Origin of the sequence: Brevundimonas sp. TWP2-3-4b2, assembly GCF_049897345.1 — a bacterium.
Lineage (GTDB): Bacteria > Pseudomonadota > Alphaproteobacteria > Caulobacterales > Caulobacteraceae > Brevundimonas.
The window spans coordinates 634,495-647,080 of sequence record NZ_JAFCWB010000001.1 but is presented as its reverse complement, the minus strand read 5'-3'; the positions used below and the strand labels follow the sequence as shown (position 1 = coordinate 647,080).

General features: G+C 68.1%; 8 protein-coding genes. 6 read left to right on the top strand and 2 right to left on the bottom strand.

Annotated elements, in window-relative coordinates; genetic code table 11:
- Nucleotides 1-2: 2 nt before the first annotated feature.
- Nucleotides 3-719 (top strand): DNA polymerase III subunit epsilon, encoded by a 717-nt coding sequence (dnaQ, locus tag ACP7AS_RS03120; RefSeq protein ID WP_426027382.1) that lies wholly within the window; start codon nt 3-5, stop codon nt 717-719.
- Nucleotides 720-857: 138 nt separating this feature from the next.
- On the opposite strand, the gene secB is transcribed toward dnaQ, so the two are convergent.
- Nucleotides 858-1,367 (bottom strand): protein-export chaperone SecB, encoded by a 510-nt coding sequence (secB, locus tag ACP7AS_RS03115; protein WP_426027381.1) that lies wholly within the window; start codon nt 1,365-1,367, stop codon nt 858-860.
- A 190-nt stretch (nt 1,368-1,557) separates the two neighbouring features.
- Here secB and timA point away from each other — a divergent pair, with 190 nt between their 5' ends.
- Both timA and ACP7AS_RS03105 read left to right on the top strand, forming a co-directional pair.
- Nucleotides 1,558-2,202, top strand: a complete 645-nt coding sequence (timA, locus tag ACP7AS_RS03110; RefSeq protein WP_426027379.1) for a TIM44-related membrane protein TimA — start codon at nt 1,558-1,560, stop codon at nt 2,200-2,202.
- Nucleotides 2,199-3,338, top strand: coding sequence for an MltA domain-containing protein (locus ACP7AS_RS03105; protein WP_426027378.1), 1,140 nt, complete (start codon nt 2,199-2,201; stop codon nt 3,336-3,338). Before timA ends, ACP7AS_RS03105 begins: the two co-directional genes overlap by 4 nt.
- Nucleotides 3,339-3,511: 173 nt before the next feature.
- Here ACP7AS_RS03105 and ACP7AS_RS03100 read toward each other — a convergent pair whose 3' ends face one another.
- Complete coding sequence (locus ACP7AS_RS03100; protein ID WP_426027376.1) at nt 3,512-5,089, bottom strand: helicase HerA-like domain-containing protein; 1,578 nt, start codon at nt 5,087-5,089, stop codon at nt 3,512-3,514.
- Between the two features lie 104 nt (nt 5,090-5,193).
- On the opposite strand from ACP7AS_RS03100, the gene ACP7AS_RS03095 reads away from it, so the two are divergent.
- The 3 genes from ACP7AS_RS03095 (at nt 5,194) to ACP7AS_RS03085 (ending at nt 12,559) form a co-directional block, all read left to right on the top strand.
- Nucleotides 5,194-6,324: an AI-2E family transporter gene (locus ACP7AS_RS03095; RefSeq protein WP_426027375.1), complete on the top strand. Its 1,131-nt coding sequence runs from the start codon at nt 5,194-5,196 to the stop codon at nt 6,322-6,324.
- Between the two features lie 322 nt (nt 6,325-6,646).
- Nucleotides 6,647-7,480, top strand: a complete 834-nt coding sequence (locus ACP7AS_RS03090) for an outer membrane protein (protein WP_426027373.1) — start codon at nt 6,647-6,649, stop codon at nt 7,478-7,480.
- 198 nt (nt 7,481-7,678) lie between these two features.
- The gene (locus ACP7AS_RS03085) at nt 7,679-12,559 is read left to right on the top strand and encodes an NAD-glutamate dehydrogenase (protein WP_426027371.1); all 4,881 of its coding nucleotides are present in this window, start codon (nt 7,679-7,681) and stop codon (nt 12,557-12,559) included.
- The last annotated feature ends 27 nt before the right edge of the window (nt 12,560-12,586 follow it).

Sequence of the window (12,586 nt, the reverse complement as noted above, 5' to 3'; positions counted from 1 at the left end):
GCATGTCCCGCGAAATCGTTCTCGACACCGAAACCACCGGCTTTGACCCGAAGACGGGCGACCGGATGATCGAGGTCGGCTGTATCGAGATCGAGGACCTGCTGCCCACGGGGCGGACGTTCCACCGGCTGATTCATCCCGAGCGGCTGATCCCGGCCGACGCCATCCGGGTGCACGGCATCACCGACGACAAGGTCCGGGACGCGCCGAAATTCGCCGAGATCGTCATCGACCTGTGTGACTTCATCGGCGATGCCCCGATCATCGCCCACAACGCCCAGTTCGACCGTAATTTCATCGATCATGAGTTCGGTCGCTGCGGTCGCGCCCTGTTCCATGAAGATCGCTGGATCGACACGCTGAAGCTGGCCCAGGCGCGGTTTCCGGGCATGGCGAACTCGCTGGACGCCCTGTGCAAACGCTACAAGATCAGCCTCGTCGAGCGCAGCCTGCACGGGGCCCTGATCGACGCCCGGTTGCTGGCCGAGGTCTATCTGGAGCTGAAGGGCGGCAAGGAGCGGCGGCTGGACCTGTCGTCCTCGCGCCCGATCAGCGCCGCCGCCGCGGCTCATGCGGCTTCGGGCTACCCGCTTCGCCCCCGCCCTCTGGAGCCCCGCGGTGGCGAGGCAGAACAGGCGGCGCATGAGGCCTTCCTGCGGGCGATCCTGAAGGATTGGTCGCTGTGGAAGGGCTATGGGGTAGAGATCGAGGCTGGCTGACGGCTTCTCCCTCGCCCTTGTGGGGAGGGATGTCGACGTGAAGCGGCGACAGGGTGGGGTGTGTCAGACGTTCCTCACCCGGCTTCGCCTTCGCCTTCGGCTCAGCCACCCTCCCCATGAAGGGGAGGGTGAATTCAGCTATGCCTGTCCTGCGTCCGCCGGGCCGCGGGCGATGGACTGCTGGCGGGCGACGTAGATGCCGGCGAAATCGATCGGGTCCAGCATGAAGGGCGGGTAGAAGCCGCCGTCCGAGGTGGCGCGGGCGATGATCTCGCGGGCGAACGGGAACAGATAGCGCGGGCATTCGATCAGCAGCAGCGGCTCGATGTCCTGCTCGGCCACGCCCTGCAGGGCGAAGAGGCCGCCGTACAGCAGTTCGACGTTGAACACGGTCATGGCGTCGGTCGTTGCCTTGATCGTCAGGCGCAGTTCGACCTCGAACAGACCATCGGGGCGCCCCTGGGCGTTCATCTCGACGCCCATGTCGATGCCCGGCTTGCCGTCAACACGCAGGCTGTCGGGGGCCTTGGGGTTTTCGAAGGACAGGTCCTTGACGTACTGGGCGACGATGCGGAAGCCCGGGCCTGGCGGCCCCTGGGGGGCGGCGTCGGCGGCCATGGGGTCAGCAGGAGGAGCGGCGTCGGTCATCGGTCGGGTCTGTCTGCAGAGGGTGAACGGCACCTTTTCAGGCACCCCGGAAGGCGCGGCGACTAGCACGAGGTGCAGGGTGCGGCAACGACGCTCACCCATGCTCATGGGCGGTTCAGGTTGCGCGCCCCTATATCAGCCCCTAATCGTCTTCCGCCGCGCCCGCCGCTTCGCGGGCGCCAATCAAGGATTGCCAGTGCCGCCGGTCCAGATCCAGATCGTCATCTTCGCCGTCCTCGCCGCGGTTGTCCTGTTCATGCTCTATAATGTGCTGGGCAAGAAGGTCGGCCGCCAGCCGGAAGAGGATGCGCGCGCCAAACCCCTCGCGGTGCCCGCCATGGCGCGGGCCGAGCCCGCAGCCGCCCGTCCCGGCGTGCTGGACGCCGTCACCCTGGCCTCCATCGCCAGCCTGAAGGCCCGCGATCCCAATTTCGACCCCGTCCGCTTCCTCGAGGGGGCCCGCCAAGCGCACGAGACCATCGTCCGCGCCTATGCCGCCGGGGATCGCGAGACGCTGAAGCCCTTGCTGACCCCGACCGTGATGGGATCTTTCGAAGCCGGCATAGCGGCGCGCGAAAGCCGGGCCGAGACCGAGGTCGCCGAATTCCTCCATCCGGCCCGCGCCGACCTCGAACAGGCCTCGGCGGAGGACAATCGCGCTACGGCCAAGGTCCGGTTCCTGGCCGAGCTGCGCAACACGGTGACCCCGGCCGATGCCTCCGCCGAGCCCCAGATCGAGGAACGCCGGGTCGCCGAACTGTGGACCTTCGAGCGGACGCTCGGTGCCAGCGATCCCAACTGGGTCCTGGCCCGCACCGAACCCGCCGCCGCATGATCGGCGGCGGCGTGCGCCGCTGGCGAGTTCCCGGCGGCAACATCAGCGCCGTCGCCCTGACCCTGACGATGCTGCTCGCGGCGTGCGCCACGACGCCCGCCGCTCCGCCTGTGGTTGCGACCCCGCCAGCGGCCGGGACCGTCTCTCCGCCTCCGGCCCCGGCCGAGGCCTTGAGCCCGGCCACCCTGCCCGGCTGGGACCACGAGGATCACCTTGCGGCGTTCGAGGCCTGGGCGACGGGCTGCACGGTGGCGCGCGAAGCGGCCGCCCGGGTCCAGTGCGCCCGGGCGATGCTGATCAAACAGACCTCGAAGCCGGTGACGCCCTCTGCGGCCCGTACTTTCCTCGAAACCGGCTTCACCGTCGTGGCGGCGGAGACGGCTGACGGCGGGCCAGGTCTGCTGACGGCCTATTTCGCGCCCGAATATGCTGCCCGCACCGTGGCCGACGCCGAGTTCGACATGCCGGTGCTGGCGAGACCGTCCGGCTGGACGCGCGGCCAGACCCGGCCGGTCCGGTCAGAGATCGAGGCGGATCCCCTGGCCGCGTCGGGCGCGCCGCCGCTGGCGTGGATGCGCGCCGAGGACCTGTTCTTTATGCAGATCCAGGGCTCGGGCTATCTGACGCTGGAGGACGGGTCGCGGGTGCGCGCCGCCTATGCCGCCGACAACGGCCGGCCCTTTACCGGCATCGCCCGGCCGATGGCCGAGCGCGGCCTGCTACCGCCGAACGGGACCTCGGGCGACGCCATCCGCGCCTGGCTGGCGGCGCATCGGGGCAATGAGGCCCGCGAGATCATGGCGCTGAACGCGCGCTACATCTTCTTCAAACTGGACCCCGACGATGGGGGCGATCCCGAAGGGGCAGCAGGCATCCCCCTGCCCGCGCGCCGCGCGATTGCGGTCGACCCCGCCAGCTGGCGTTATGGCGATGCGGTGTGGATTTCCGCCGACGGCGGCAATCTGGCCGGGGCCCGGAGCAGCTATCAGGGACTGGTCATGGCGCTGGACACCGGCTCCGCCATCCGCGGCCCGGTGCGCGCCGACCTCTATATGGGCCGCGGCGAGGCGGCGGGCGTCGAGGCCGGGGCGGTCAGGCATCCGCTCAGGATGTGGCGGCTGGTGCCGAAGGACTAGGCTCGAGCGGCCAAAAACCGAGCATCCCCGCGAAGGCGGGGACCCAGGTTTGAGCTGCAACAAGACGGGATGAATGAACCGGCGCTGACCCAAACGCCGAAGACGGGGCAAAAGCCTGGGTCCCCGCCTTCGCGGGGATGCTCGGAAATTTTCGGGGCCCTTCCGTTTGGCTTCTAGCGCCGTCTCAACCCGCCCAACAGACCCCTCAACAGCTCCCGTGTCAGCGTCGATCCCGCGGTTCTCAGCACCGATTTGGTGGCCGCCTCGATCGGTGTCTCGCGGGTCGAGCGGCGGGGCGCGGCGCGGGGGCGGGCGGCTTCGCGGTCGTAGCGGGCCTGATCGCGGGCCGCCTCCCGCTCGCGGACGACGGCGGCCTTGTCTGCCTCCCTGGCGGCGGCCGCGTCGGCTTTCGCGCGGGCTTCAGCCAGTTTGGCGTCGGCGGCTGCCTGATCCTGTTCGCCGCGGCGGGCGGCGAGGATTTCCTCTGCGGATTGGCGGTCGACCATGGTCTCATAGAGGCCGCGCACCGGGCTGGCGGCCATGACGGCGGCGCGTTCGGCATCGGTGGCGGGTCCCAGCCGGCTGTCCGGCGGACGGATGGCGGTGCGGGCGACGATGTTGGGCGCGCCTTTTGCGTCGAGAGTCGAGACCAGGGCCTCGCCGACGCCCAGCCCCTGGATGGCCTCGGCGGTATCGAAGGCGGGGTTGGGGCGGAAGCTCTCGGACGCCGCCTTCAGACCCTTCTGCTCGGACGGGGTATAGGCCCGCAGCGCGTGCTGGATGCGATTGCCCAGCTGGGCCAGGACGCTGTCGGGAATGTCGGCCGGGTTCTGGGTGACGAAATAGACGCCGACACCCTTGGAGCGGATCAGGCGGACGACCTGTTCGACCTTTTCGCGCAGGGAGTCCGAGGTGTCGTTGAACAGCAGGTGGGCCTCGTCGAAGAAGAAGACCAGACGCGGCTTTTCAGGGTCGCCGACCTCGGGCAGCTGTTCGAACAGTTCCGACAGCAGCCACAGGAGGAAGGCCGCGTACAGGCGCGGGCTGTTCATCAGCCGGGTCGCGTCCAGCACATTGACCTGGCCCCGACCGTCGAGCCCGGTGCGCATCATGTCCTCCAGCCGCAGGGCCGGTTCGCCGAAGAAGGCCTTGCCGCCCTCCTGTTCCAGCTGCAGCAGGGCGCGCTGGATCGAGGCGATCGAGGCGGGGGCGACATTGCCGACCTCGCGGCCGATGCGGTCCGCGTTTTCCCCCACATAGGCCAGCATGGCGCGCAGGTCGTCGAGGTCGAGCAGCAGCAGCCCTTCGCTGTCGGCGACGTGGAACAGGACCGCAAGGACCCCCTCCTGAACCTCGTTGAGGTTCAGCATCCGGGCCAGCAGCACCGGCCCGATCTCGCTGATGGTGGTGCGGATGGGATGGCCCTTCTGACCGTACAGATCCCAGAAGACGACGGGCGCGGCCTTCGGCTGCAGCGTCAGCCCCATCGACGCGGCGCGGGCCAGCAGTTTCTCGTTCGGCGACCCGGGTACGCAGATGCCCGACAGGTCGCCCTTCACATCGGCGCAGAACACCGGGACGCCGGCGTCCGAAAAGCCCTGGGCCATGATCTGCAGGGTCACCGTCTTGCCGGTACCGGTCGCCCCCGCCACCACGCCGTGGCGGTTGGCGCGGTTCAGCAGAAGGGTTTCCGGCAGGCTCGCCCCGCTGTCGATGGATTGGCCGAGGAAGAGGCCGGGCGCGTCGGTCATGGAAGGCTCCTAATGGAGCGCCACACTCTCGCGACCGCCGCCGGGCTTCAAGCACCTTGTCGAGGATGATTGACCGAACCGGCGACGCCGCCGACGATGAGGGCATGAAAGCCCCTTCCATCATTCCCAGTCCGACCGTCTCGCGCAACGCGGTGGTGACCCTGGCCATCGTCGCCTCGGGCGCCGCGATCTACTGGCTGGCGGACATCCTGACGCCCCTGGCCATGGCCATCTTCCTGTTGATCATGATCGACGGGGTGAAGCGGTTTATTGAGGACCGCACGCCGGTCTCGCGGCGCTGGGCCGGGATCGCGGCGCTGCTTGTGGTGATCGCCGCCTTCGGGGCCTCGATCTGGATCATCATCAACGGCGCGGCGGGCTTCTTCCAGGAGGCGGACGGGGTCAGCAACAATATCGGCCCGCGCATCGACCAGATCCTGATCGACGGCGCGCGCATGTTCAATGTCGCCAACCCCCCGACCGCCCAGCAGCTGATCGCCCAGCTGGACGTGCGCAGCTATATCGCCGTGGTCGCGCGCCAGGCCCAGGGCGTGGTCACGGGTGCCTTCTTCGTTCTGGTCTATCTGGGCTTCCTTCTGGCCTCCCAGGGCGGTTTCCGGCGCAAGATGGTCAATATGTTCCCGGACAACAAACGCCGGGACGAGGCGCTGGAAGTGTTCCACCGGGTTCGCGGCGGGGTCGAGGGCTATATCTGGGTCCAGACCGTGACCGGGGCGATGATCAGCGCCGCGGCCTGGCTGATGATGCGCGCGGTCGGACTTCAGAACGCCGAGTTCTGGACCTTCGTCATCTTCATCGTTGCCTTCATCCCGGTGCTGGGCGGGGCGGTGGCGGGACTCGCGCCGCCGCTGTTCGCCCTGGTCCAGTTTGATACCTACTGGCAGGCGGCTGTGCTTCTGGTCGGCCTTCAGTCCATCCTGTTCATCAGCGGCAATCTGATCCAGCCGCGCATGCAGGGCGACAACCAGAACATCGACCCCGTGGTGGTGCTGCTGGCCCTCGCCTTCTGGGGCAAGCTGTGGGGCGTGGTCGGGATGTTCCTGTCGACGCCGCTGGCGGTCATGGCCATGGCCATCCTGGCGGAGTTCCGTGGATCGCGATGGATGGCGATCCTCCTGTCGGGCGATGGTGAACCCTATGCCGATGAGGCCCCTGCCCGGCCCTCGCGGGTCAAACGTGACCGCGTCAACCCGCCGCAGGCCGCCGGGGACTGACGCCCGCGACTGCCCTTGATTGGCCACATCCGGTGCCTATTTCATCCCTGTCGCCGCGGCCCGTTCCCCTCCCCCCCAAGGCCGCGGTGGACAGATCGGTGCCAACCCTCCCCCCTCCTGGGCACCGGTCCGTAGCAGGCCGCCGAACGCAAGTTCGGCGGCCTTGTCGTATCCGGCATGCGGCGCGACATCGCGGCCACAGGGACATCCCCTTCACCCGCGCGGTGAGATCGACGGGGAACGCGCCCGGGTCGGTCACGTTAGCGGCGGCGGAAGAGCGAAGCGCGGTCCCCCCGGCCGCGACTGCTCCAAGGAAATTTCCATGATCAAGACTTTGTCCGTCGCGTCCCTGACGATCCTGCTGGCCGGTGTTGCCGCGCCGGCCCTCGCCCAATCCGCTCCCGACTGGAGCGGCCCTTACATCGGTATCTCCGGTGGCGTCGTCGAGAACGATGAGGCCGATGAAAGCCTCGTCTTCGACCGTGATTTTGACGGCCAGTTCGACGACACCGTCTCGACCAGCACGGGTGCGAACGCCTTCGCCCCGGGTTCCTGCGATGGCGCGGCCAACGCCCAGGCCGTGAGCAGCGGCTGCGACGGCGATTCGACCGGAGTCGAAGCCTCCATCCGTGCCGGCTACGATATGCAGTTCGGCCGTGTGGTCGTGGGTCTGGTCGGCGAACTGAGCGCCATGGACGTGGAAGATTCCGTCACCGCGTTCAGCTCCACCCCGGCCGCCTATGTCTTCACGCGCCAGGTCGAGAACATGGCCGCCCTGCGCGCCCGCGTCGGCCTGCCGGTCGGCCCGGCCCTGCTCTATGCGACCGGCGGCGCGGCGACCGCCAAGGTCAAGAACAGCTTCCGCACGACCAACACCACGAACAGCTTCACGGTCCGCAAGGATGACGACCAGGCCGACGGCTATCAACTGGGCGGCGGCGTCGAATGGCGTCTGGCTCCGAACCTGTCGCTGACCGGCGAGTATCTCTATTCGAACCTGCAACAGGACGATTATGTGGTCCGGGTCGGACCGGGGTCGGCCCCCACCGGCAACCCCTTTATTCTGGCTCCGAACACGGTCGGGACGGATATGACACGCAGCAATGACAAACTGGAGTTGCATGCCGTCCGTATCGGCATGAACGTTCGCTTCTAGACCCTTCAGAGCGATCGACGCTCGGCGCGCCGGCTCCGGAAACGGGGCCGGCGTTGTCGTTTTGGGGGTTCCCGTGGCGCGCCCGCTGGCCTAGTCAGGCGACCGTCGGACAGCGCTCTTGCCCCTGTGGCGAAGCGGCCTAGTCTGGCGTCCCATCCGGCGGCCGATGACGCGACCGCGACTGCAAGAGACCTGCCCATGTCCGGCGATTCGGCTGTCAAGCTTCCTCAGGCGATCACGCTGGAGGCGCTGGAGGCCGGTTTCGGGAAGGTTGTCGGCGGCCCCCCGGGTCCGGACGCGAAATCCTATCTGGCCCAGGCGTGGGAAGACTATGCCGCCGATGAGGCCCCCGAACTGGGCGGGCCCGATCTGGCCTTCCTGTTGGCGTCGGTCTGGCGTTCGGCCGACGGACGGACGGCGGGTGAGCCGCCGCGCATAAGCCTGGGGCCGCTGACCGGGTCCGATGGCCGCCCGACCGGATATGACACTCTGGCGATCGTTCAGGATGACCGGCCCTTCCTCGTCGACAGCGTCATGGGAGCCCTGGCCGAGGCCGGGGTGACCGTTCGCTCCATGTACCACCCGGTCATCGGCCGCGACGGTGGGACACACGACGACACACGCGTCTCGGTGATCATCGTCGTGGTCGACCCCCTGCCCCAGGAGCGCCGCGACGCCCTCGGCGAAGCCCTGGCCCAGACCATGGCCGACGTCCGTAGCGCGGTTGAGGACCATGCGGCGATGAACGCCCTGATGGCGCGCTCGATCAGCCATCTCGAGACCTCGCCGCCGGGCGTAGACGCCGGGGTTCTGGCCGAGAACCTGGCCTTCCTGAACTGGCTGCAGTCCGATCATTTCGTCTTCCTCGGTGCCCGTGACTACGACTATCCGCGCAACAAGGAGGGGGGTTACGAGGCCGAGGCCCCGCTGTCGCAGTCGGGCGCGGGCCTGGGCGTGTTGGCGGATCCGGAGCAGACGGTGCTGCGTCGCGCCAACGAACCCGCCGTTCTGACCCGGTCCATGAAGAAGCAGCTGGACCTGTCCGAGCCGGTCACCGTGGCCAAGGCCAACATCCGCTCGCGGGTCCATCGCCGGGCCTATATGGACTATATCGGCGTCAAGCGGTTCGGTGCCGACGGCCGCCCGTCGGGCGAGACGCGGTTTGTCGGGCTGTTCACCGCCGAGGCCTATGACAAGACCGCGACCCAGGTGCCGCTGGTCCGCCGCAAGGTCGCCAACGCCCTGACCCGGGCCGGCAAGGCACCGGGCAGCCACAGCGAAAAGCGGCTGAAGAATATTCTCGAGAACTATCCTCGCGACGAGCTTTTCCAGATCAGCGAGGACGAGCTGCTCGAGATCGCGCGCGGCATCCTGCATCTGCACGACCGCCCGCGGATCAAGGTCTTCACCCGCACGGACCCGTTCGACCGCTTCGTTTCGGTTCTGGCTTTCATCCCGCGAGAGCGGTTCGACGCTTCGGTCCGTGAACGGATCGGCGGCATTCTGTCCCGGGCCTGGGGCGGGCGCCTGTCGGCCTGGTATCCGCAGCTTTCGGACCAGCCGCTGGTCCGCATCCACTATATCATCGGCATCACGCCCGGTAATCATCCGTGCCCGGATCACGCCGCGCTGGAAGCCGAGGTCGCCGAGGCCGGGCGCAGCTGGGTCGACCGTTTCGAAAGCGCCCTGCGCGCCGCCGATGTGGACGACGTCGCCGTCGGACCGCTGAGCGCGCGCTGGGCCGAGGCCTTCGGCGCCGGCTATCGCGACCGCTATGACGCCGATGAGGCCGTGCGCGACCTGATGGCGGTCGACGCCCTGAACGACTCGGGCCTGAATGACGGCGGCGATCCCGTGGTCGTTCGCGCCTTCCGCACCGAGCGTGACGGGCCGTTGAATCTTCGTTTCAAACTCTATCGCCGCGGTTCGGCCGTGCCGTTGTCGGATGTCCTGCCGATCCTGGCCGACATGGGGCTGAAGACGCTTGAGGAATGGGGCCACGCCCTCCATCCGGCGGGCGACGCCGACATCCATGTGCACGAGTTCCTGATGGAGGACCCGCGCGGCAGCGACCTGAAATTCGAGGACGTGAAGGGCCCGTTCGAGGCCGCCTTCTCCGCCGTCTGGACGGGCCTGACCGAGAGCGACGGTTTCAACCGGCTGGTGCTGGAGCTGGGCGTAGACTGGCGTGAGGCCGCCCTGGTCCGCACCCTGGCCCGCTATCGCCAGCAGACCGGGCTGGACCCGTCGCAGGCGGTGCAGGAAGAAGCCTTGCGCGACTATCCGGCCGTGGCGCGGGCCATCCTGGCGCTGTTCGAGGCGAAATTCGATCTGACGCAGGGCGGCGACGCCGCCAGCCGTGACTCCGCTGTCGCCAGATGGGTCAAGAAGATCGACACCCTGCTGCAGGACGTGAAGAGCCTCGATCACGACCGGGCGCTGAGGCGTCTGTCGCTGCTGGTCCAGGCGATCAAGCGCACCAACTATTATCAGACCGGCGCGGATGGCCGGCCGAAACCGCATATCTCGATCAAGATCGCCTCGCGCGAACTGGCCGACCTGCCCCTGCCCAAGCCGTTCCGCGAGATCTTCGTCTGGGCTCCGCACATCGAGGGTGCGCACCTGCGGTTCGGACCGGTGGCGCGCGGCGGACTGCGCTGGTCGGATCGCCGCGACGACTTCCGCACCGAGGTGCTCGGTCTGGTCAAGGCGCAGCAGGTCAAGAACGCCGTCATCGTGCCCGTCGGCTCCAAGGGCGGCTTCTTCCCGAAATATCTGGCCGGTATCGTCCGTGCCGGGGGCGACCGGGACGCCCAGCAGGCCGAGGCCATCCGCGCCTACAGGACCTTCCTGTCGGGCCTGCTCGACATCACCGACAACATCGACAAATCCGGTGCTGTGGTACCGCCGGCGCAGGTGATCCGCTTCGAGGGCGACGATCCCTATCTGGTCGTGGCCGCCGACAAGGGTACGGCGACCTTCTCCGACATCGCCAACGGCGTGTCGCGTGACTACGGCTTCTGGCTGGACGACGCCTTCGCGTCCGGCGGGTCGGTCGGTTACGACCACAAGGTCATGGGCATCACCGCCCGCGGGGCGTGGGAGGCGGTCAAGCGCCACTTCCGCGAGATGGGCAAGGACATCCAGAGCCAGCCCTTCACCGTCGTCGGCGTCGGCGACATGAGCGGCGACGTGTTCGGCAATGGCATGCTGCTGTCGAAACAGATCCAGCTGGTCGCGGCCTTCGACCATCGCGACATCTTCATCGATCCGACCCCGGATCCGGCCTCCAGCTGGATCGAGCGCGAGCGGATGTTCAAACTCCCGCGGTCGTCCTGGCAGGACTACGACCGGTCGAAGATATCGAAGGGCGGCGGAATCTTCCCTCGTTCGGCCAAGTCGATCGAGCTGAGCCCCGAGATCAAGACGGCGCTCGGTATCCAGGACGATGTGGTCGATCCGGCGGCGCTGATGAAGGCCATCCTCAAGGCCCCCGCCGAACTGCTCTATTTCGGCGGCATCGGCACCTATGTGAAGGCTCCGACCGAGACCGACGCCCAGGTCGGTGACAAGGCCAATGACGCCATCCGCATCGACGGCGGCGAGGTGCTGGCCAGGGTCATCGGGGAGGGCGCCAACCTGGGCCTGACCCAGGCGGGCCGCATCGCCTTCGCCCGAAGCGGCGGACGCATCAATACGGACGCCATCGACAATTCGGCGGGCGTGGATTCGTCCGACCATGAGGTCAACATCAAGATCCTGACCGGGGCGGCGATCGCTTCGGGCGCGTTGAAGGCGGGGGACCGCGACGCGCTGCTGGCCTCGATGACCGACGAGGTCGGTCTGAAGGTGCTGGTCCACAACTACGACCAGACCCTGGCCGTCTCGTTGCAGGAGGCCGAGGGACCGGGCGCGCTCGATTCCGAGCAGCGCTTCATGCAGTGGCTGGGCTCCAGGGGCAAGCTGGACCGCAAGGTCGAGGGCCTTCCCGACGACCTGAAGATCGCCGAGATGAAGCTTGCGGGCCAGGCCCTGACCCGGCCCGAACTGGCCGTGCTGACGGCCTATTCCAAGCTGGAGCTGTTTGACGAGATCGTCGGCTCGGCCGCGCCGGACGACGCCTTCTTCAAACAGACCCTGGTGCGCTATTTCCCGGCACCGCTGGCGAAATACGAGGCCGACATGCAGCGGCACCGGCTGCGCCGCGAAATCGTCTCGACCATATTGTCGAACGAGATCGTCAACATGGCCGGACCGACCTTCCCCGAGCGACTGCGTCAGTCCGCGCGTTGCGACACCAACGCCCTGGTCATCGCCTTCGAGGCGGCACGGCAGGTCTTCCGCCTCGACGAGGCGTGGGATGCGGTGTCGGCCCTGGACCTGAAAGTCACGGCCGGGGCCCAGACAGCCCTCTATCAGGAGATCGCCACCGTGCTGCGCCGGCAGACCTTCTGGCTGGCACGCCGGGCCATGCGGCCGGGGACCACGGTCGACGGTCTGGCGGCCGCCTATCGCCCGGCGGCCGACGCCCTGCGCGCGGCCGGTGGGGCGGTTCTGTCGCGCTTCGAGCGGGAACGGCTGGAAAGCCGGGTCCAGACCTTCGTGGGCCTGGGCGCGTCGGAGGCCATGGCGCGCGACTTCGCCATGCTGCGTCCGCTGGTCGCGACGTCAGATATCGGCGATCTGGCCCGGGAGGCCGACTGGCCCGAACCGGCCATGGCGATGCTCTACCACCAGGTGGGGGCGGCCTTCGATTTCGACCGGTTGCGGGCCGCGGCGGGCATTGTGCCGACTGTGGATCACTTCGACCGGCTGGCGGTGCGCCGGCTGATCGAGGATCTCATGGCCGAGCAGGTGTTGCTGACCTGCGCCGTCGCCAAGGCCTCGAAAGTCTCCGTGGGGGCCAGCGAGGCGACGGCCGAGGCCGCCGTCGACGCCTGGATCGGGCCGCGCCAGGCCACGGTCGAGGGTGTGCGCGCCGCCGTTGACGAGATCGAGGCCTCGGGCTCGGGCTGGACCTTCGCCAAACTGACCATCGCCAACAGCGCCATTCGTGAGATAGCGTCCGCAGCGGGGTAAGGGGTTCCGGGGCTCTGACCCCTCGGG

Excerpts from the sequence above, each read along its gene's own strand:
- dnaQ (WP_426027382.1), top strand. The coding sequence starts at position 3 with ATGTCCCGCGAAATCGTTCTCGACACCGAAACCACCGGCTTTGACCCG.
- secB (WP_426027381.1), bottom strand. The coding sequence starts at position 1,367 with ATGACCGACGCCGCTCCTCCTGCTGACCCCATGGCCGCCGACGCCGCC.
- ACP7AS_RS03105 (WP_426027378.1), top strand. The coding sequence starts at position 2,199 with ATGATCGGCGGCGGCGTGCGCCGCTGGCGAGTTCCCGGCGGCAACATC.
- ACP7AS_RS03100 (WP_426027376.1), bottom strand. The coding sequence starts at position 5,089 with ATGACCGACGCGCCCGGCCTCTTCCTCGGCCAATCCATCGACAGCGGG.
- ACP7AS_RS03095 (WP_426027375.1), top strand. The coding sequence starts at position 5,194 with ATGAAAGCCCCTTCCATCATTCCCAGTCCGACCGTCTCGCGCAACGCG.
- ACP7AS_RS03090 (WP_426027373.1), top strand. The coding sequence starts at position 6,647 with ATGATCAAGACTTTGTCCGTCGCGTCCCTGACGATCCTGCTGGCCGGT.
- ACP7AS_RS03085 (WP_426027371.1), top strand. The coding sequence starts at position 7,679 with ATGTCCGGCGATTCGGCTGTCAAGCTTCCTCAGGCGATCACGCTGGAG.